At 60.1% G+C, this 19,444-nt stretch carries 17 protein-coding genes and 1 tRNA gene; 4 read left to right on the forward strand and 14 right to left on the reverse strand.

The window, feature by feature from the left end; translation table 11 throughout:
- The first annotated feature begins 3 nt into the window (after positions 1 to 3).
- The 4 genes from queE to nadA all read left to right on the forward strand — a co-directional run bounded on the left by queE (position 4) and on the right by nadA (position 2,805).
- Complete coding sequence (gene queE / locus LOY28_RS06110; protein WP_018926493.1) at positions 4 to 651, forward strand: 7-carboxy-7-deazaguanine synthase QueE; 648 nt, start codon at positions 4 to 6, stop codon at positions 649 to 651.
- 1 nt (position 652) lies between these two features.
- Positions 653 to 1,345: a 7-cyano-7-deazaguanine synthase QueC gene (gene queC / locus LOY28_RS06115; protein WP_018926492.1), complete on the forward strand. Its 693-nt coding sequence runs from the start codon at positions 653 to 655 to the stop codon at positions 1,343 to 1,345.
- 63 nt (positions 1,346 to 1,408) lie between these two features.
- Positions 1,409 to 1,484, forward strand: a tRNA-Lys gene (locus LOY28_RS06120).
- 262 nt (positions 1,485 to 1,746) lie between these two features.
- Complete coding sequence (gene nadA / locus LOY28_RS06125) at positions 1,747 to 2,805, forward strand: quinolinate synthase NadA (RefSeq protein ID WP_018926491.1); 1,059 nt, start codon at positions 1,747 to 1,749, stop codon at positions 2,803 to 2,805.
- Positions 2,806 to 2,868: 63 nt separating this feature from the next.
- Here the strand turns inward: nadA and LOY28_RS06130 are convergent, their stop codons facing one another.
- From LOY28_RS06130 to LOY28_RS06195, 14 genes are all read right to left on the reverse strand, one after another.
- The gene (locus tag LOY28_RS06130; protein ID WP_111454755.1) at positions 2,869 to 3,357 is read right to left on the reverse strand and encodes an RDD family protein; all 489 of its coding nucleotides are present in this window, start codon (positions 3,355 to 3,357) and stop codon (positions 2,869 to 2,871) included.
- A gap of 95 nt (positions 3,358 to 3,452) precedes the next feature.
- Positions 3,453 to 3,665: a cold-shock protein gene (locus LOY28_RS06135; RefSeq protein ID WP_007934683.1), complete on the reverse strand. Its 213-nt coding sequence runs from the start codon at positions 3,663 to 3,665 to the stop codon at positions 3,453 to 3,455.
- A gap of 393 nt (positions 3,666 to 4,058) precedes the next feature.
- Positions 4,059 to 5,183, reverse strand: a complete 1,125-nt coding sequence (gcvT, locus tag LOY28_RS06140; RefSeq protein WP_018926489.1) for a glycine cleavage system aminomethyltransferase GcvT — start codon at positions 5,181 to 5,183, stop codon at positions 4,059 to 4,061.
- Positions 5,184 to 5,216: 33 nt separating this feature from the next.
- Complete coding sequence (locus LOY28_RS06145) at positions 5,217 to 6,593, reverse strand: L-serine ammonia-lyase (protein WP_018926488.1); 1,377 nt, start codon at positions 6,591 to 6,593, stop codon at positions 5,217 to 5,219.
- Positions 6,594 to 6,730: 137 nt separating this feature from the next.
- Positions 6,731 to 9,583, reverse strand: coding sequence for an aminomethyl-transferring glycine dehydrogenase (gene gcvP / locus LOY28_RS06150; protein ID WP_258613222.1), 2,853 nt, complete (start codon positions 9,581 to 9,583; stop codon positions 6,731 to 6,733).
- Between the two features lie 11 nt (positions 9,584 to 9,594).
- On the reverse strand, positions 9,595 to 9,969 hold the full coding sequence (gene gcvH / locus LOY28_RS06155) for a glycine cleavage system protein GcvH (protein ID WP_018926486.1): 375 nt from the start codon (positions 9,967 to 9,969) through the stop codon (positions 9,595 to 9,597).
- Positions 9,970 to 10,241: 272 nt separating this feature from the next.
- Complete coding sequence (locus tag LOY28_RS06160) at positions 10,242 to 10,391, reverse strand: hypothetical protein (RefSeq protein ID WP_018926485.1); 150 nt, start codon at positions 10,389 to 10,391, stop codon at positions 10,242 to 10,244.
- A 191-nt stretch (positions 10,392 to 10,582) separates the two neighbouring features.
- Positions 10,583 to 12,094 (reverse strand): sigma-54-dependent transcriptional regulator, encoded by a 1,512-nt coding sequence (locus tag LOY28_RS06165; protein WP_258613223.1) that lies wholly within the window; start codon positions 12,092 to 12,094, stop codon positions 10,583 to 10,585.
- Positions 12,095 to 12,239: 145 nt separating this feature from the next.
- Positions 12,240 to 12,599, reverse strand: coding sequence for a DUF5064 family protein (locus LOY28_RS06170; protein ID WP_086944502.1), 360 nt, complete (start codon positions 12,597 to 12,599; stop codon positions 12,240 to 12,242).
- A 79-nt stretch (positions 12,600 to 12,678) separates the two neighbouring features.
- Positions 12,679 to 13,608, reverse strand: a complete 930-nt coding sequence (arcC, locus tag LOY28_RS06175) for a carbamate kinase (protein WP_086944503.1) — start codon at positions 13,606 to 13,608, stop codon at positions 12,679 to 12,681.
- Positions 13,609 to 13,704: 96 nt separating this feature from the next.
- On the reverse strand, positions 13,705 to 14,715 hold the full coding sequence (locus LOY28_RS06180; protein ID WP_064616373.1) for an ornithine carbamoyltransferase: 1,011 nt from the start codon (positions 14,713 to 14,715) through the stop codon (positions 13,705 to 13,707).
- A 69-nt stretch (positions 14,716 to 14,784) separates the two neighbouring features.
- Positions 14,785 to 16,041 carry an arginine deiminase gene (gene arcA, locus LOY28_RS06185; RefSeq protein ID WP_018926480.1) on the reverse strand — a complete coding sequence of 419 codons (1,257 nt, stop codon included), beginning with the start codon at positions 16,039 to 16,041 and terminating at the stop codon, positions 14,785 to 14,787.
- A gap of 51 nt (positions 16,042 to 16,092) precedes the next feature.
- Positions 16,093 to 17,520: an arginine-ornithine antiporter gene (gene arcD / locus LOY28_RS06190; RefSeq protein WP_018926479.1), complete on the reverse strand. Its 1,428-nt coding sequence runs from the start codon at positions 17,518 to 17,520 to the stop codon at positions 16,093 to 16,095.
- A gap of 445 nt (positions 17,521 to 17,965) precedes the next feature.
- The gene (locus LOY28_RS06195; RefSeq protein ID WP_258613224.1) at positions 17,966 to 19,297 is read right to left on the reverse strand and encodes a CoA transferase; all 1,332 of its coding nucleotides are present in this window, start codon (positions 19,295 to 19,297) and stop codon (positions 17,966 to 17,968) included.
- Positions 19,298 to 19,444 lie beyond the last annotated feature (147 nt).

Here is a 19,444-nt window from a genome sequence, read left to right on the forward strand (position 1 = left end):
ACTATGCAAGACACATTGAGAATCACCGAAGTTTTCTACTCGTTGCAGGGTGAAACGCGGACTGCCGGGCTGCCCACTGTTTTTGTGCGCCTGACCGGTTGCCCATTGCGTTGCCAATACTGCGACAGCGCCTACGCGTTCACTGGCGGCACCCTCCGCACGCTCGACGACATCCTCGAGCAAGTGGCCGGTTTTCGCCCACGTTACGTCTGCGTCACGGGCGGTGAGCCCTTGGCGCAACCCAATGCCATTCCCTTGCTCAAGCAGTTGTGTGACGCCGGTTACGAAGTGTCGCTGGAAACCAGCGGCGCGCTGGACATCTCGGCGGTCGATCCACGGGTCAGTCGCGTCGTCGACCTGAAAACCCCGGGTTCGAAAGAAGCCCACCGCAACCGCTACGAGAACATCGAACTGCTCACGCCCAACGATCAGGTGAAGTTTGTCATCTGCTCGCGGGAAGACTATGACTGGGCCGTGTCCAAGCTGATTCAATACGGTTTGAACGAGCGTGCCGGCGAAGTCCTGTTCTCGCCGAGCCACCATGACCTGAATGCACGTGATCTGGCGGACTGGGTGGTGGCGGACAATCTGCCTGTGCGTCTGCAATTGCAGCTGCATAAATATCTTTGGAATGACGAGCCGGGGCGCTGAAATGACTGAACAACTGAACACTGCTGAAAAACGTGCGGTCATCCTGCTGTCCGGCGGCCTGGACTCGGCGACGGTCGTGGCCATGGCCCGTGCCGAAGGCTACAGCTGCTACACCATGAGCTTCGATTACGGTCAGCGCCACCGTGCCGAACTGCAGGCCGCCGAGCGTGTTGCCCGCGACTTGGGTGTGATCGAGCACAAGGTGATCGGCCTGAACCTGAACGGTATCGGCGGCTCGGCCCTGACCGACAGTTCCATCGACGTACCGGAGGCGCCGAGCGAAGGCATTCCGGTGACCTATGTGCCGGCGCGCAACACGGTGTTTCTGTCCCTGGCGTTGGGTTGGGCCGAAGTGCTGGGTGCGCGTGACATCTTTATCGGTGTAAACGCGGTGGATTATTCCGGTTACCCGGATTGCCGTCCCGAGTTCATCGAAGCCTTCGAGCTCATGGCTAATCTGGCGACCAAGGCGGGTGTAGAAGGGAATGGCTTCCGTATCCAGGCGCCCCTGCAGAACCTGAGCAAGGCGCAGATCGTTCAGGCGGGCGTGAAGCTTGGCGTCGATTACGGGCTGACCGTTTCCTGCTATCAGGCGGACGATAACGGCCGTGCTTGCGGTAAATGCGACAGCTGCCGTCTGCGTGCAGAAGGCTTTGCGGCGGCCGGAATCAGCGACCCGACACCTTATTTTTGATTTATTTCAAATTAGGTGTTGAATAGTCCTTAAAAATCAGTATTATACGCGCCACCACACAGCGGGTCGTTAGCTCAGTTGGTAGAGCAGTTGGCTTTTAACCAATTGGTCGTAGGTTCGAATCCCACACGACCCACCATTTTAAAAAATCTGGAAGGCCCACGTAAGTGAGGATTTCCGGGTTTTTTTTTGCCCGCGATTTGAGGTTGTCCCGGTCCGGGATCGCACCGAGTGACGCAGGTCAGAATCATCTTTTGCATCCGCCGGATATTCTGTAGCCTTGCGCAGCTTCAACGCTGTCCATGCCTGATGAATACTCACTCTCCCGGCGGTACCCCGAAGGGTCCGGAGCCGGGTGTATACTCGACTTTCGCGCGAAAGCGCCTGCAGGTCTTGCGAACATGACGCAGATTTCCGAACGCCTTCTGGTTCAAGCCCACCTCGACGCCAAGCAGCCCAAGCCGCTGACAGCCGAGGAAGAGGCTTATTACCGCACAGCCATCGCAGCCGAGCTCAAAGCTCAGGACGCGGTGCTGGTTGCCCACTTCTATTGCGATCCAGTCATTCAGGCCCTGGCCGAAGAAACCGGTGGCTGCGTCTCCGACTCTCTGGAGATGGCCCGCTTCGGCAATGCTCACCCGGCCAAGACCGTAGTGGTCGCCGGTGTGAAATTCATGGGCGAAACCGCCAAGATCCTCAACCCTGAAAAACGTGTGCTGATGCCAACCCTGGAAGCGACCTGCTCGCTGGACCTGGGTTGCCCGGTGGACGAGTTCTCGGCGTTCTGCGATCAGCACCCGGAACGCACGGTGGTGGTATATGCAAACACCTCGGCAGCAGTCAAAGCCCGGGCGGATTGGGTGGTGACTTCAAGTTGCGCGCTGGAAATCGTCGAAAGCCTGATGGATAACGGCGAAACCATCATCTGGGGCCCGGACAAGCACCTGGGGACTTACATCCAGCGCCAGACCGGCGCCGACATGCTGCTGTGGGATGGTGCCTGCATCGTTCACGAAGAGTTCAAGGCCAAGCAGCTCGAAGACATGAAAGCGCTGTACCCGGACGCGGCCATTCTGGTGCACCCGGAGTCGCCGACCGCCGTGATCGAATTGGCCGATGCGGTGGGTTCCACCAGTCAGCTGATCGCTGCTGCGCAAAGCCTGCCGAACAAGACCCTGATCGTTGCCACCGACCGCGGCATCTTCTACAAGATGCAGCAGCTGTGCCCGGACAAGGTCTTTATCGAAGCGCCAACGGCCGGTAACGGCGCGGCTTGCCGCAGTTGCGCGCATTGCCCGTGGATGGCGATGAACACCCTTGAACGCACGCTGAAGAGCTTGAAGGAGGGGACCAACGAGATCTTCGTCGATCCGGCGTTGATTCCGCAGGCGATTCGGCCGTTGAAGCGCATGCTCGATTTCACGCAGGCGGCGCGGATGAAGCTGGCGGGTAACGCCTGATTCGTTGGCAGTGAGCCAAAAAAAACGCCCCGGGTTGATCGGGGCGTTTTTGCATCTGGAGGATTATTTGGTCTTCTTCGGAATCCGCACCAACTGGGTGTTGGAATAGATGTCGTGCCAGCTGCGCTTCTGCTTGTCGAACAGCGACCAGAAGAACCCCAGCCCGAGGCATAACCAGGACGCGATCGACACCACAAAGCGCAGCAGCGCCTGCCACAGGCTGATGGATGAGCCGTCGACGTTTTGTACGCGGATGCACCACACCTGCATGCCCAGGGTCTGGCCCGACCAGGTCCAGAACTTGGCGAAGAAGCCGAACAGCACAAACAGCAGAACCGTCGACAGCAGTGGGTCACCGTCCAGGGCGCCGGCCTCGGTCAGGGTGCGCATCCGGTCTTCGCCGATGATCGCCATCTGGATCATCTTGTAGATGCCGCTGGTGACGATCAGCAGCGCGGTGCACAGCAGGAAGTCGTAGAACATCGCTGCCAGGCGACGACCCAGGCCTGCGGCGGGAAAGTCGCCTTGGGGGTTGAGCAGGTGTTTCGACATGGCTGCCTCTGAACGGAAAAAAGAAGCCATTTTACGGATTTGCGCGCACAAAAAAGCCCCTGATGTCAGCATCAGGGGCTTTTCGTAACAGAAGATTAGCCTTCTGCTTGTACTTCGTCAGCCTGCATGCCTTTCTGGCCTTGCACAGCAACGAACGTCACTTTCTGGCCTTCTTTCAGGCTCTTGAAGCCGTTGCCCTGAATAGCGCGGAAATGCACGAACAGATCCGGACCGCTTTCTGGAGTGATAAAACCAAAACCTTTCTCGTCGTTAAACCACTTGACGGTACCGCTCTGACGTTGGGACATTTCTTATTTCCTTTGACGCAAAAATGAATGACAGTCTCCTTCTCGTGAAAGAGTACTGGGGCTGGTTGCAGGAGAGTAAGAAGACGTCGAACGGGATGTAGCTAACTTGTAGGCTACTGCCCAGGTCACGATTTCCAAGCGACCCATGCAAACACAGTGAACAAACTCTACGCCAACTACGGGAGAAAAAACAAGCCCCGCGAAGGCCCGGATTTCCTCAGGTTGATGGCAATTAGAGTGGTCACTAGTGCGGGCTTATTCGATCGAGTTGTTCATTGCTTTTCGATTGTTATAAGTAGCGTTCATAAACGAAACGTATGCACTATTTTATGGCGGTTGCGTTACAGATTAGTGCACTGTTAACGCAACCGCGTTACTTATAGAAACAGTCAATCAGCCACGATAGTAGCGTTGTGGAACAAATGGCATTTTGCTTACAAGCAAAGGCACCTTTTTCCCACGCACAATGGCCCAAACTGGCGTTTCCAAAACGGTATAAGCGCTGTCGAGGTAACCCATGGCCAAAGGGCCGCCCAAGGTCGGACCGAAGCCGCCGCTGCAAACGCTGCCGATGATTTCGCCAGCTTCGTTGACGATCTCTGCACCTTCACGCACCGGTGTACGTTCCTGCGGCAGCAGGCCAACGCGCTTGCGGCTGACACCGGTTTGCTGTTGGGCGAACACGGTTTCGGCGCCAGGGAAGCCGCCGGCCCGCGCACCATCGGCACGTCGAGGCTTGGAGATGGCCCACAGCAGGCTTGCTTCGATCGGCGTGGTTTCGGTGTTCATGTCGTGGCCGTACAGGCACAGACCGGCTTCCAGGCGCAGGGAATCGCGGGCGCCGAGGCCGATGGCCTCGACTTCCGGTTCGGCAAGCAGGGCGCGAGCCAGCGCTTCGGCGTTGGCCGCCGGCACGGAGATTTCGTAACCGTCTTCGCCGGTGTAGCCCGAACGGCTGACAAAGCAGTCCACGCCCAACAGTTTCACGCGGGTGAACTGCATGAAGGTCATCTTCGCAACTTCCGGTGCCAGGCGTGCGAGCACGGTGACGGCAGCCGGGCCTTGCAGAGCGAGCAGGGCACGCTCTTCGAACAGCGGTTCAATGGTGCACTGGTCGCCGATGTGCTTGCGCAGGTGCGCCAGGTCCTGGTCCTTGCAGGCGGCGTTGACCACCAGGAACAGTTCGTCGTTACCGAGGTTGGCGACCATCAGGTCGTCGAGGATGCCACCGGCCTCGTTGGTGAACATCGCGTAGCGCTGCATGCCCACCGGCAGGTCGATGATGTCCACCGGCACCAGGGTTTCCAGGGCTTTGGCAGCGTTGGCACCGGTCAGGCGGATCTGGCCCATGTGCGACACATCGAACAGCCCGGCCTGATCACGGGTGTGCTGGTGTTCTTTCATCACGCCCAACGGGTATTGCACCGGCATGTCATAACCGGCGAACGGCACCATGCGGGCGCCGAGTTCGAGGTGCAGTGCGTGCAACGGGGTCTTCAACAGTTGTTCGGTGGACATATACAGCTCCTGAAAATAGTGCAGATGCGCGCATCAGCACTCGATAATGTTGACCGCCAAACCGCCACGGGCGGTTTCCTTGTATTTGCTTTTCATGTCGGCGCCGGTCTGGCGCATGGTGCGGATGACCTTGTCGAGGGAGACGAAGTGCTGACCGTCGCCACGCAGGGCCATGCGCACCGCATTGATGGCCTTGACCGAACCCATGGCGTTGCGCTCGATGCAAGGCACTTGCACCAGTCCGCCAATCGGGTCGCAGGTCAGGCCGAGGTTGTGTTCCATGCCGATTTCGGCCGCGTTTTCCACCTGCTGCACCGTACCGCCGAGCACTTCGCACAAGGCGCCGGCCGCCATGGAACAGGCAACGCCGACTTCACCCTGACAGCCGACTTCGGCGCCGGAGATCGAAGCGTTTTCCTTGTACAGAATGCCGATTGCAGCGGCCGTCAGTAGAAAACGCACCACGCCGTCTTCGTTGGCGCCGGGGATGAAGCGCATGTAGTAATGCAGCACCGCCGGGATAATGCCGGCTGCACCATTGGTGGGCGCAGTGACCACGCGTCCGCCGTTGGCGTTTTCTTCATTGACCGCCAGGGCGTACAGGTTGACCCAGTCCAGTACCGACAGTGGATCGCGCAGCGACGATTCCGGGTTTTTGCACAGTTGCCGATGCAGCGCCGCCGCCCGCCGTTTGACCTTCAGCCCACCGGGCAGGATGCCTTCGTTGCGGCAACCGGCGGCGACGCAGTCTTGCATCACTTGCCAGATCTTCAGCAGTCCGGCACGGGTTTCCGCTTCCGGGCGCCAGGCGCTTTCGTTGGTCAGCATCACCTGACTGATCGATAAACCGTAGGTGCTGCAGTGACCAAGCAGGTCCTTGGCGCTTTTGAACGGGAAGGTCAGCGGCGTGGCGTCTTCAACGATGCGGTCGGCGCCGGCAGCGTCTTCATCGACCACGAACCCGCCACCGACCGAGTAATACTCGCGGCTGCGCACTTGCAGGCCGGCCGCGTCGAATGCGCGAAAGATCATGCCGTTGGGGTGATAGGCCAACGGTTTTCGAATCATTGCCAGGTGTTCTTTCTCGTTGAACGCGATGCTGTGTTCACCGAGCAGGTTCAAGCGACCGCTGCTGCGAATCTCTTGCAGGCGGGCGGTGACGGTTTCGGTGTCCACGGTGTCCGGGTGTTCGCCTTCCAGGCCCAGCAATACGGCCTTGTCACTGCCGTGGCCTTTGCCGGTGGCGCCGAGCGAGCCGTAGAGCTCGACTTTGACGCAGGTAGTTGCCGATAGCAGCCCTTCACGGCGCAGACCTTCGGCGAAGCGCGCAGCGGCACGCATCGGGCCGACGGTGTGGGAGCTGGAGGGGCCGATACCAATTTTGAACAGGTCGAACACGCTTAACGACATGGTTGTTCTCCGGTTTCTTGTTATGAGGATCGACACAGATCCGATGGGGGAACTGCGATCCTGTGGGAGCAGGCAAGCCAGCTCCCACAGGAGGAGTACGGTGTTCTTGAAGGGGGCGAGCAACTCACCCCCCTAGATCAAGCGTAGCTTTCGATCGACGGGCAGGCGCAGACCAGGTTGCGATCGCCAAACACGTTGTCGACGCGACCGACCGGTGGCCAGTACTTGGCTTCGATCAGCGACGCTACCGGGTAAACGGCTTGCTCGCGGCTGTACGGATGAGTCCACTCGCCGACGATTTCCGCAGCGGTGTGCGGGGCGTTTTTCAGCGGGTTGTCATCCTTGTCCAGCGTGCCGTTTTCCACCGCGCGGATTTCTTCGCGGATGCGGATCATGGCGTCGCAGAAGCGGTCCAGTTCTTCCTTGGATTCGCTCTCGGTCGGCTCGATCATCAACGTGCCGGCCACCGGGAACGACATGGTCGGGGCGTGGAAGCCGAAGTCGATCAGGCGCTTGGCCACGTCATCGACGCTGATGCCGCTGCTGTCTTTCAGCGGACGCAGGTCGAGGATGCATTCGTGCGCCACCAGACCGTTGCTGCCGGTGTACAGCACTGGATAGTGCTCTTCGAGGCGACGAGAAATGTAGTTGGCATTCAGGATCGCCAATTGCGAAGCGCGCTTGAGGCCGGCGCCACCCATCATTCGAATGTACATCCAGGTGATCGGCAGAATGCTCGCGCTGCCGAACGGTGCCGCGCAGACCGCGCCTTCCTTGCGTTCCATCTGGGCGTGGCCCGGCAGGAACGGCGTCAGGTGCGACTTGACGCCAATCGGGCCGACGCCTGGGCCGCCACCGCCGTGTGGGATGCAGAAGGTTTTGTGCAGGTTCAGGTGCGATACGTCGCCGCCGAACTTGCCCGGTGCGCAGAGGCCGACCATGGCGTTCATGTTCGCGCCATCGATATACACCTGGCCGCCGTTGTCGTGAATGATGCCGCAGATTTCACGGATGCCTTCTTCGAACACACCGTGGGTCGACGGGTAGGTGATCATCAGTGCGGCGAGGTGTTCGCGATGCTCGATGGCCTTGGCACGCAGGTCTTCGATGTCGACGTTGCCGCGGGCATCGCACGCGGTCACAACCACACGCATGCCGGCCATGTTGGCGGTGGCCGGGTTGGTGCCGTGGGCGGACGACGGGATCAGGCAGATGTCGCGACGGTCTTCGCCACGGCTCTGGTGGTAGGCACGGATCGCCAACAGACCGGCGTATTCACCCTGGGAACCGGCGTTCGGTTGCAGGGAGATCGAGTCGTAACCGGTGGCGGCGCAGAGCATCGCTTCCAGTTCATCGGTCAGTTGCTGATAGCCGGCGCTTTGCTCGGCCGGAGCGAACGGGTGCAGGGCACCGAATTCAGCCCAGGTCACCGGGATCATTTCGCTGGCGGCGTTGAGTTTCATGGTGCAGGAACCCAGCGGGATCATGGTGCGATCCAGGGCCAGGTCCTTGTCCGCCAGTTTGCGCAGGTAGCGCATCAGCTCGGTTTCGGAGTGATAACGGTTGAACACCGGGTGGCTGAGGATTGGCGATTGGCGAACCAGTGCGGCCGGGAGGGTGCTTTGGACCGAAGCGGCCAATGCAGCGAAGTCCGGCAGTGCCTTGCCGTCGGCCAGCAGGCTCCACAGGGTTTCGACGTCAGCCTGGCTGCTGGTTTCGTCGAGGGACAGACCCAGACGCTCAGCATCGACCACGCGCAGGTTGATCTTCTGCGCATGAGACTTTTCGTGCAGGGCGGCTGTTTGCGCGCCGGTTTTGATCGTCAAGGTGTCGAAGAAGCTGGCTTGCTCGACGCTCAGGCCCAGTGCACTCAAGCCTTTGGCGAGGATCGCGGTCAGGTGATGAATGCGATTGGCGATCTGCGTCAGGCCTTTCGGGCCGTGGTACACGGCGTACATGCTGGCGATGTTGGCCAACAGCACCTGGGCGGTGCAGATGTTGCTGGTGGCTTTCTCGCGACGGATGTGTTGCTCGCGGGTCTGCATGGCCAGGCGCAGGGCCGGCTTGCCGAAACGGTCCACGGAAACGCCGACCAGACGGCCCGGCATGTCGCGCTTGAACGCATCCTTGGTGGAGAAGTACGCCGCGTGCGGGCCACCGAAGCCCAGCGGAACACCGAAGCGTTGCGCGCTGCCGATGGCCACGTCGGCGCCGAACTCGCCCGGCGGGGTCAGCACGGTCAGGGCCAGCAGGTCAGCAGCGACCGCGACCAGCGCATTCGCCGCGTGGAAGCGCTCGGTCAGTTCGCGGTAATCGAAGACGTCACCGTTGCTCGCCGGGTATTGCAGCAGCGCGCCGAAGAATGGCGTCACGTCGGTCAGTTCACGCTCGTCGCCCACCACAACGTCGATGCCCAAAGGCTCGGCACGGGTGCGCAAAACGTCGAGGGTTTGCGGGTGGCAATGAACGGAGGCGAAGAAGGCGTGGCTGCCTTTGTTCTTGCTCAGGCGTTTGCAGAACGTCATGGCTTCGGCAGCAGCGGTGGCTTCGTCCAGCAGCGAGGCGTTGGCGATCGGCAGGCCGGTCAGGTCGCTGATCAGGGTCTGGAAGTTCAGCAGCGCTTCGAGACGACCCTGGGAAATTTCTGGTTGGTACGGGGTGTAGGCGGTGTACCAGGCCGGGTTTTCCAGCAGGTTGCGCAGGATCGGCGACGGCGTGTGAGTGCCGTAGTAGCCCTGACCGATGTAGGTCTTGAACAGCTGGTTTTTGCCGGCGATGGATTTGATCAACGCCAGGGCATCGGCTTCGCTCAGGCCGTCTTCGAGGCCGAGGACGCTGGTGCCTTTGATGCTGTCGGGAATGACGCTGGCGCTCAGGGCTTCCAGGGAGTCGAAACCGAGGCTGTTGAGCATGGCTTGCTCGTCGCCTGCACGCGGGCCGATGTGGCGGGTGATGAATTCGTTGGCGGTCGTCAGATTGACTTGAGTCATGTCGGCGCTCCTCAGGCTTGGGCAATCAGACGGTCGTAAGCGTCTTGATCCAGCAGTTGGCCGACAGCCGAGGCGTCGGTTGGCTTGAAGCGGAAGAACCAGCCTTCGCCCAGCGGATCTTCGTTGACCAGTTCAGGGCTGCTATCGAGGGCCGGGTTGGTCTCGACCACTTCTCCGTCCAGAGGCATGTACACGCCGCTGGCAGCTTTTACCGACTCCACGGTGGCGGCTTCTGCGCCTTTGTCGTAGGACTGCAGCTCAGGCAGTTGTACGAAAACCACGTCGCCCAGTGCGTTCTGTGCGAAAGCGGTGATGCCGACCGTAACGGTGCCGTCAGCTTCGGTGCGCAGCCATTCGTGATCTTCAGTAAAACGCAACTCGCTCATGGAAACTCCTAAGGGGGCCAGACTCGTCTGGTGGACGCGATGGAATGCAGGGGCAAAAACCCTGCTTTATAGGAGGTTACTAAGCAAAAAGGCGGCCAATGTTATTTTTATGTTTAAAAACAATAACTTATAAGTTTTCGTAAGCCGTTATATTTCTGCAGCTGTAGCGAAATCGCTACAGCCTGAAGCAAAGAAAAAAGCCTAGGTGGATCAAAGCCTTGGACAGCGGTGATCAGGATGGGGTGTATTGATATCATTCCACTGTAGCGCTTTCAGTACAGATGGAGGTCGCTTTTAATGGGTTTTTCCCGGTAATCCCTGAAGAAACCTTTTATGTAGGAGCGAGGCTTGCCCGCGAAGCTTTTAGCGGTCTTGATGGCCTCTTCGCGGGCAAGCCTCGCTCCTACAGTAATGCTGTTCACTTAAACACACTCTTCAGTCATGCCTACCTTTTGTGGCGAGCGAGCTTGCTCGCGCTGGGCTGCGTAGCGGCCCCAAAAATCTGACAACCCATTGCCGATTTTTGTGAGTGCTGCGCACTCAAGCGGGAGCAAGCTCCCTCGCCACAGGTCTCTCTGACTCAATACTTCCTTAAGTGAACGGCATTGCGCTTCTACAGGGGCTTATTGGGAATCCCGTACTTGCGCAACCGATGGGCAATCGCGGTGTGGGAGGTTTGCAGGCGGCTGGCCAGTTGGCGGGTCGAGGGGTAGCTGACGTAGAGCTTTTCCAGCAGGTCCTTCTCGAACGCTTCCATGGCCTGTTCGAGGCTGTCGACCTCGATGTCGCTCTGGCGCGCCACAGAGGTGCCGGCGATGTCGAGGTCGCCGATGTCCACCAGGCTGCTTTCGCAAATCGCCGCGGCGCGGAAGATCACGTTCTGCAATTGCCGTACGTTGCCTGGCCAGCGATTGCCCAGCAGCGCCGGGTAAGTGCCGGGGGCCAGGCGACAGACCGGGCGCTGGATCTGCGCGCAGGCCTGCTGCATGAAGTAACGCGCCAGCAGCAAAATGTCCTGGCCGCGCTCGCGCAGGGGCGGGACTTCGACATTCAGCACGTTGAGGCGATAGAACAGGTCTTCGCGGAAAGTGCCTTCGCTGACCATTTTTTCCAGGTCGCGATGGGTCGCGCTGAGGATCCGCACGTTGACCTTCACTTCGCGATCGCCGCCAACCCGACGGAAGCTGCCGTCGTTGAGAAAGCGCAGCAGTTTCGCCTGCAAATACGGCGACATTTCACCGATCTCGTCGAGAAATACCGTGCCCTGGTTGGCCAGTTCCATCAGCCCCGGCTTGCCGCCCCGCTGCGCCCCGGTGAAGGCACCGGGGGCGTAGCCGAACAGTTCGCTTTCGGCGAGGTTTTCCGGCAGTGCCGCGCAGTTCAAGGCCAGGAACGGCGAACTGTGGCGGGCGCTGATGGCGTGGCAGGCGCGGGCCACCAGTTCTTTGCCGGTGCCGGTTTCACCCTGTATCAGCAACGGTGCATCAAGGGCTGCGACGCGCTGGGCGCGGGCCTTGAGCGTACGAATCGCCGGGGATTCGCCGAGCAGCGCATCGAAACCTTCAGCGTGATCGTGGTGCAGCGCCGAGAGGCGTTCACCGATGCGGTTCGGTTGATACAGGGTCAGCAGGGCGCCGGCGTCGGTGATCGGCGTGGCATCCAGCAGCAGGGTTTGACCGTTGACGGTGATCTCGCGCAGCGGCAGGCGGAAGCCGTTTTCCAGCAATGTGTCGAGCAGCACCGGGTCGGCAAACAGCTCGCTGATGCTTTCACCCGCCGGTTCGCGACCGTACAGGGCAATCAGTGCCGGGTTGGCCAGCAGCACCTTGCCGGCGCTGTCCAGGGCCAGCACCGGGTCGGTCATGGCGGCGAGTAGCGCATCGAGCTGCAAGTGACGGCGTTGGCCGGGAAGGATGTCGACCACCGTCACCGCTTGTACACCACGCACGTTGAACAGCGCATCGCGCAGCTCTTCGAGCACGGCCGGGCTCAAGGTCGGGGCGTCGATGTAGACGTTGGGTGGCACCATTTCCACCGCATCCAGATTGAGATTGCGCCCACCGAGCAGAGCCAGGACTTCCTGGGTGATACCGACGCGGTCGATGAAACTGACGTGGATGCGCATGGGGCGGTTTGGTTCTGGAGTGCGGAGGGTGGCAAGTATGCCTTGGGGCGGGCCAATGGTGAAATCCTGTACAGGACTTCATGACAACGATGATCTCCTGTGGGAGCGGGCAAGCCCCGCTCCCACAGGTTCAGCGTTCACCGTTTTATCCCAGGTGTTCAGGTTTGACCGGGTCGCCGGATTTGATGTCGAGTTGGGCCCGCACGTCTTCAAACATTTCGTCGTAGTACTTGTGCATGGCGCCGATGTTGGCGGTCTTGGGCATGCCGTACTTTTGCGCGATGCGCGTGGCGTGGCGGGCAAAGTCGAAGGCCTGGTCCTTGGGCAGATAAAACGCTTCATTCAGCTCCTTGCCCTCGACCGAACCACGCAGCGTGAAGAGCATGCCTTGGCCTTCCTTGGGATCCTGAGCAATTTTGTATTCAATGTGCAGGTTGTAGCTGTAATCGTCCTTGTTCAGCGCATGGCGCTCGATGTGCAGGTGTCCGGGTTCGAACGTAGCCATTGGCGTCTCTCCTTCAAAGGCATTGAATCAGGGCAGACCTCACGCCTGCCCCCCTGCGTTTCTTTCTATTCGTTTCTTTCTATTGATAACTGATGCCAGGCGTCGCTGTGCTGATACGGGTGCCGGCCTTGCCCTGGATGATCGCTTCGATGTCCGAGAGTGAACCGATTACCGCGACTTTCCCAGTATGGCGGGCGAACTCGCAGGCCGCCTGGACCTTTGGTCCCATGGAGCCGGCGGCGAAGCCGAGTTTGTCCATTTCATCGGGGTGAGCCTGGGCGATGGCTTTCTGGGTGGGCTTGCCGAAATCGATAAAGGCCGCATTGACGTCAGTGGCGATCACCAATAGATCACTTTCCAACTGTTCGGCCAGCAGTGCCGAGCACAGGTCTTTATCGATCACCGCTTCCACACCCTGCAGTTTGCCGTTGGCGTCGTAGATCGTCGGGATGCCGCCACCACCGGCGCAGATCACGATGCTGCCTTTTTCCAGCAGCCACTTGATCGGGCGGATTTCGAAGATACGTTTGGGTTTCGGGCTGGCGACCACGCGCCGGAACTTGTCGCCGTCCGGGGCGATGGCCCAGCCTTTCTCGGCGGCGAGTTTCTCGGCGTCGGCCTTGGAATAAACCGGGCCGATCGGTTTGCTGGGGGCCTGGAACGCCGGGTCGTTGGGGTCGACTTCGACCTGGGTCAGCAGGGTGGCGAAGGGCACTTCGAAGTCCAGCAGGTTGCCCAGTTCCTGTTCGATGATGTAGCCGATCATGCCGTCGGTTTCGGCGCCGAGTACGTCCAGCGGGTAAGGCGAAACCTGGCTGTAGGCCGCCGCTTGCAGCGACAACAGGCCGATCTGCGGACCATTGCCGTGGGCGATCACCAGTTGATTGCCGGAATGAATCTTGGCGATCTGTTCGGTGGCGATCCGGATGTTCGCGCGCTGGTTGTCCGCGGTCATGGGCTCACCCCGGCGGAGCAGGGCGTTACCGCCCAGAGCAATGACGATACGCATAGTGCAGTCCTTCTAAATAGGGGCGGGCAATCTGATCTCCCTGATGATCGTCCCCCACGGGGACCGTGGGAACGATCATCAGCAAGTGTTCAGCCGTCAGACGTCCGCCAGTGCCGACACCAGAATAGCCTTGATGGTGTGCATACGGTTTTCCGCTTGCTCGAAGGCGATGTTGGCCGGCGATTCGAAGACTTCTTCAGTCACTTCGACGCCGTTGGCCAGGTGCGGATAGCGTGCGGCGATGTCCTTGCCGACCTTGGTTTCGCTGTTGTGGAACGCCGGCAGGCAATGCATGAACTTCACGCGCGGGTTGCCCGAGGCCTTCATCATGTCGGCGTTGACCTGGTACGGCAGCAGTTGCTCGATGCGCTCGTCCCACGCTTCCACCGGCTCACCCATCGACACCCAGATGTCAGTGTGGATGAAGTCCACGCCCTTGACCGCGGCTTTCGGGTCTTCGGTGATGGTGATGCGCGCACCGCTCTCTTCGGCGAAGGCTTTGCACTGATCGATGAAGTCCTGATGCGGCCACAGCGCTTTCGGTGCGGCGATGCGCACGTCCATGCCGAGTTTGGCGCCGATCATCAGCAACGAATTACCCATGTTGTAGCGCGCATCGCCCAGGTAGGCGTAGCTGATGTCGTGCAGCGGTTTGTCGCTGTGTTCGCGCATGGTCAGGGTGTCGGCGATCATTTGCGTCGGGTGGAATTCAGCGGTCAGGCCGTTGAATACCGGTACGCCGGCGAACTTGGCCAGCTCTTCGACGATTTCCTGTTCGAAACCACGGTACTCGATGGCGTCGAACATCCGCCCCAGCACGCGGGCGGTGTCCTTCATGCTTTCCTTGTGGCCGATCTGCGACGACACCGGGTCGATGTAGGTGACGTGGGCGCCCTGGTCATGGGCCGCGACTTCGAAGGCGCACCGGGTGCGGGTCGAGGTTTTTTCGAAGATCAGCGCGATGTTCTTGCCTTGCAGGTGCGGACGCTCGGTGCCGGTGTATTTGGCGCGCTTGAGGTCGCGGGACAGGTCCAGCAGGTAGTGCAGCTCGCGAGTGGTGTGGTGCATCAGCGAGAGCAGGCTGCGGTTGCGCATGTTGAAAGCCATGATTGGATCTCCTTGGGTTTCGGTTATCCCCTCGGCCGTGCTGGATAAGCATCGGCCAAGGCTCGAAAGTTAATAATCGATAGGGTCGCGAATGATCGGGCAGGTCATGCAGTGGCCACCGCCACGCCCGCGCCCGAGCTCACTGGCGCTGATGGTGATGACCTCGACGCCGGCCTTGCGCAGCAGGGTGTTGGTGTAGGTGTTGCGGTCGTAGCCGATGACCACGCCTGGCTCCACCGCCACCACGTTGTTGCCGTCGTCCCATTGCTCGCGTTCGGCGGCAAAGGCGTTACCGCCGGTTTCGACAACGCGCAGCGCCTTGAGGTTGAGGGCCTTGGCCACGGTGTCGAGGAAGCTGGTTTCTTCACGGCGCACGTCGATGCCGCCCGGTTTGCTTTCATCGGGGCGCAGGCTGAAGGCGACGATCTGCTTCACCACTTCCGGGAAAATCGTCACCAGGTCGCGGTCGCAGAAGCTGAACACGGTGTCCAGGTGCATCGCCGCGCGGGATTTCGGCAGGCCGGCGACGATGACTCGTTCCACGGCTTTGTTCTTGAACAGGTTGACCGCCAATTGGCCGATGGCCTGGCGGGACGAGCGCTCGCCCATGCCGATCAATACCACGCCGTTGCCGATCGGCATCACGTCACCGCCCTCAAGGGTAGCGTTGCCGTGGTCCTGGTCGGGGTCGCCGTACCAGATCTGGAAGTCGGCGTTGGTGAACTGCGGGTGGAATTTGTAGATGGCGGTGGCCAGCAAGGTTTCCTGACGACGCGCCGGCCAGTACATCGGGTTCAGGGTCACGCCGCCATAGATCCAGCAGGTGGTGTCGCGGGTGAACTGGGTGTTGGGCAGCGGCGGCAGAATGAAGCTGGAATGACCGAGGAAGTCGCGGAACATCTGAATGGTCTTGCCACCGAAACTGTCCGGCAGGTCATCGGCGGAAACCCCGCCGATGAGGAATTCGGCGATCTTGCGTGGCTCCAGGCTACGTAGCCAGGCCCCCACTTCATGGACCAGGCCGAGACCGACCGAATTGGCGGTGATCTTGCGCTCCAGAATCCAGTCCAGCGCTTCAGGCATCGCGACGATGTCGGTCAGCAGGTTGTGCATTTCCAGCACGTCGACACCACGCTCGCGCATTTTGGTGACGAAGTCGAAGTGGTCGCGTTTGGCTTGGGCGACCCACAGCACATCATCGAACAGCAGTTCGTCGCAGTTGTTCGGGGTCAGCCGCTGGTGGGCCAGGCCGGGGGAGCAAACCATGACTTTGCGCAGTTTGCCGGCTTCGGAATGGACGCCGTACTTAACTTTTTCCGTGGTCATTACCGTGTTCCTCCAGATCAAAACATTCAGGTGCTGCTTTTCATTACAGTGCTAAAGGGTCAGAAAGCCGGCATACAGCCCATAGGCCGCCACCAGGGCGCCTACGACGACGGCGGCGAAAATCAGCTTCTCGACGTTAGTGAAAACCGGTTTGTCGACTTCAAGTTTGGCCTTGGCGAACAGGATCGCGCCGGGGGCATACAGCAGGGCGGAGAGCAGCAGGTATTTGACGCCGCCGGCGTACAGCAGCCAGATCGCGTAGATCAGTGCGATGCCACCGATGACCAGGTCTTTGCTGCGCTCGGCCACAGCGTTTTCATAGCTCTCACCGCGCACTGCCAGCAGCAGGGCATAGGCCGCCGACCACAGATAGGGCACCAGGATCATCGAGGTAGCGAGGTAGATCAGCGACAGGTAAGTGCTGGCCGAAAACAGTGTGATGATCAGAAACAGCTGCACCATCGCGTTGGTCAGCCACAGCGCGTTGGCCGGTACAAGGTTGGCGTTTTCACGGCGCAAAAACGCCGGCATGGTGTGGTCCTTGGCGGCAGCGAACATGATCTCCGCGCACAGCAACACCCATGACAGCAACGCCCCGAGCAAGGAAATGATCAGGCCGACGCTGATCAGCACCGCGCCCCAATGACCAACCACATGTTCCAGCACCGCAGCCATCGACGGGTTCTGCAGTTTCGCCAGCGCGGGTTGGGTCATGATCCCCAGGGACAACACGTTCACCAGCATCAGGAACAACAGCACGGTGATGAAGCCGATGACGGTGGCTTTACCCACGTCGCTGCGTACTTCGGCACGGGCCGAGAAAATGCTCGCGCCTTCGATGCCGATGAACACCCACACGGTGACCAGCATCATGTTGCGCACCTGGTTCATCACACTGCCCAGGTCAGGGTTTTTGATGCCCCAGATGTCGGCGGTGAAAATCTCCAGTTTGAACGCGAACAAGGCGATCAACACGAACAGCAGCAGCGGTACGACCTTGGCGACGGTGGTTACCAGGTTGATGAACGCCGCTTCCTTGATTCCCCGTAAAACCAGAAAGTGCACCGCCCAAAGCAGCAGCGAGGCGCCGATTACCGAAGCCACGGTATTTCCCTCCCCAAAAATGGGGAAGAAGTAGCCGAGGGTGCTAAACAAGAGAACGAAGTAACCCACATTGCCCAGCCAGGCACTGATCCAGTATCCCCAGGCCGACGAGAAACCCATGTAGTCGCCGAAACCGGCCTTGGCGTAGGCATAAACACCGCCATCCAGCTCAGGCTTGCGATTGGCCAGGGTCTGGAAGACGAAAGCGAGGGTCAACATGCCCACTGCGGTGATTACCCAACCAATAAGAACAGCACCGACATCAGCACTGGCGGCCATGTTCTGGGGCAAAGAGAAGATTCCGCCACCAATCATTGAACCGACCACTAAAGCAACGAGCGCACCGAGTTTCAGTTTTCCGGGGGATTCAGACATAGCATGACTCCAGTGCAGGAGAAGAGAGACAACAGAGTAGTTCTGCTGGCTGTTCAATCAGCTGACATAGATCAGTGCATGGGCACATTCCATTGTTAATGAAAGACTTATGTATCTTTCTCGGACATAGCGGTATTACCGGGGAAGCCCTGTTCAGAGGGGGCAGGTCAGGTGGGCGTAAGCGGTATTGCTTGGGCTTTGAAATTAGTGTGTTTCTGCGGTTTCGCCAATTTTCTGATAACTGTTTATATGACAGATTTGATTTATCAGGTGCGCGGTACTGGAATTAATGAATAAACGTTATTTCGTTTTATCTGTTTAGTTAAAAATAACTACGTGACAGTGTTTGCAGTGACTGTTCTGGCCTCATCGCGGGCAAGCCACGCTCCCACAGGATCACGCTATACCTGTGGGAGCGGGCTTGCCCGCGAAAGCTATCTGGTGATCACCACCACTGCGCGCGATGGGCGCCCAGTTCCCCGGCCGGCAGCGCCCATTGCAGTGGCGTCCCGGTGATCTTCAACGGCACCTGTAACCGATGGGCCGGTCCCCACGGCGTTTGCTCAATCAACATCCCTTGATCGTGGTCATCCTCTGCGCGCAACGGCTCGTTGGTTCCGGCGCCATGTTCGATCAACAGCTTCGCCGTCCGTGCCAGCGACAGCCGCGCAGAGCCACCGTGCCCCAATAGCTTGATCGCACTGGCCGCCATCAAATACCCGGTGGCATGGTCAAGGGCCTGGACCGGCAGCGGTGTCGGTTTATCCGCCTTCTTCCAGTGCATGCCCGCGTCGGCAATCCCGCTGCTCATCTGCACCAGGCTGTCGAAGCCGCGACGGTTCTGCCAAGGGCCGCTCCAGCCGTAAGCGTTGAGGCAAACATCGATCAGGCCCGGGGCCAGTGCCTGGCGTTGGGCGATGCCGTAACCCAGGCGTTCCAAGGCATCGGCGCGGTAGCCGTGGAGCAGGATGTCGGCGTCCTTGAGCAGGCTTTCGAACACCGCGCGATCGGCTTTGTCGTGCAGATCCAGGCGCGCACAGCGTTTGCCCAGGGTGACTTCCGGCACCACGCCCGGTTCGTTCCAGGTCGGTGGGTCGATGCGCAGCACGTCGGCGCCGAGCCCGGCGAGGAAGCGGCTGGCGATCGGGCCGGCGAGCACTCGCGTGAGGTCCAGTACCTTGATTCCGGCCAGCGGTTGCGCCACCGAGCCTTGCCACGGTTTGGCGGTTTGGTTGCCATCGACGCTGAACTGAATCAACGGCTCGGCGTTCACGGCCCGACCTTGGGGGTGAACTTGCCATTGCTTCCAGCTGCGCATCTCGGCGGCGCAACCACCGGCCTCGACCACCGCTTGTTCCAGATCGCTTTTCGCCCACTGAGCCACTTTGCTCGCCATCGCTGTGCGGTCGGCACAGGCGCCGAGCACTGATTCAGCAGCGGCGCGGTGATGAGGCGCGTTGGTGTGCAGGCGGATCCAGCCGTCCTTGGTTGCATAGTCGCCGGCGACCGGATCCCACAACGGCGGGACGCTCCAGCCCACGGGGCGGATCGAGGTGGCGAACCAGAACGACGCCAGGCGGCGGTCAACTTCAAGGCTGGGCAAACGATCGGTTTGCCGGTGCAGCAGTTCGCTGGCGGCCTGGCCGGCGGCGGCGATGCTGGCGCAAGCCAGATCGGTCACGGCAAAAGCCGAGGGCAGGGCGCCGCTCGAGGTGAACGGGATTGGGGTGTGAGGCAAGCCGAGTGCGGCTTGAATGGACGTGAGTAAATCAGTCATCGAAGGCCCTCCGGAGCGAGAGCCCGAGCATAGTTCAAAAAGACGGCTCGGCCAGATGAAATCCTGTAGAGAGAGCGGTGCGGCGCTCCGACTTGCCCGCGAAGTCGTTGACCGTGTTGCGACCTTCGCGGGCAAGCCTCGCTCCTA

Origin of the sequence: Pseudomonas sp. B21-017, assembly GCF_024749245.1 — a bacterium.
Classification (GTDB): domain Bacteria; phylum Pseudomonadota; class Gammaproteobacteria; order Pseudomonadales; family Pseudomonadaceae; genus Aquipseudomonas.

Bases quoted from the DNA above. Each gene is read 5' to 3' on its own strand.
- queE (WP_018926493.1), top strand. From the start codon at position 4: ATGCAAGACACATTGAGAATCACCGAAGTTTTCTACTCGTTGCAGGGT.
- queC (WP_018926492.1), top strand. From the start codon at position 653: ATGACTGAACAACTGAACACTGCTGAAAAACGTGCGGTCATCCTGCTG.
- nadA (WP_018926491.1), top strand. From the start codon at position 1,747: ATGACGCAGATTTCCGAACGCCTTCTGGTTCAAGCCCACCTCGACGCC.
- LOY28_RS06130 (WP_111454755.1), bottom strand. From the start codon at position 3,357: ATGTCGAAACACCTGCTCAACCCCCAAGGCGACTTTCCCGCCGCAGGC.
- LOY28_RS06135 (WP_007934683.1), bottom strand. From the start codon at position 3,665: ATGTCCCAACGTCAGAGCGGTACCGTCAAGTGGTTTAACGACGAGAAA.
- gcvT (WP_018926489.1), bottom strand. From the start codon at position 5,183: ATGTCCACCGAACAACTGTTGAAGACCCCGTTGCACGCACTGCACCTC.
- LOY28_RS06145 (WP_018926488.1), bottom strand. From the start codon at position 6,593: ATGTCGTTAAGCGTGTTCGACCTGTTCAAAATTGGTATCGGCCCCTCC.
- gcvP (WP_258613222.1), bottom strand. From the start codon at position 9,583: ATGACTCAAGTCAATCTGACGACCGCCAACGAATTCATCACCCGCCAC.
- gcvH (WP_018926486.1), bottom strand. From the start codon at position 9,969: ATGAGCGAGTTGCGTTTTACTGAAGATCACGAATGGCTGCGCACCGAA.
- LOY28_RS06165 (WP_258613223.1), bottom strand. From the start codon at position 12,094: ATGCGCATCCACGTCAGTTTCATCGACCGCGTCGGTATCACCCAGGAA.
- LOY28_RS06170 (WP_086944502.1), bottom strand. From the start codon at position 12,599: ATGGCTACGTTCGAACCCGGACACCTGCACATCGAGCGCCATGCGCTG.
- arcC (WP_086944503.1), bottom strand. From the start codon at position 13,608: ATGCGTATCGTCATTGCTCTGGGCGGTAACGCCCTGCTCCGCCGGGGT.
- LOY28_RS06180 (WP_064616373.1), bottom strand. From the start codon at position 14,715: ATGGCTTTCAACATGCGCAACCGCAGCCTGCTCTCGCTGATGCACCAC.
- arcA (WP_018926480.1), bottom strand. From the start codon at position 16,041: ATGACCACGGAAAAAGTTAAGTACGGCGTCCATTCCGAAGCCGGCAAA.
- arcD (WP_018926479.1), bottom strand. From the start codon at position 17,520: ATGTCTGAATCCCCCGGAAAACTGAAACTCGGTGCGCTCGTTGCTTTA.
- LOY28_RS06195 (WP_258613224.1), bottom strand. From the start codon at position 19,297: ATGACTGATTTACTCACGTCCATTCAAGCCGCACTCGGCTTGCCTCAC.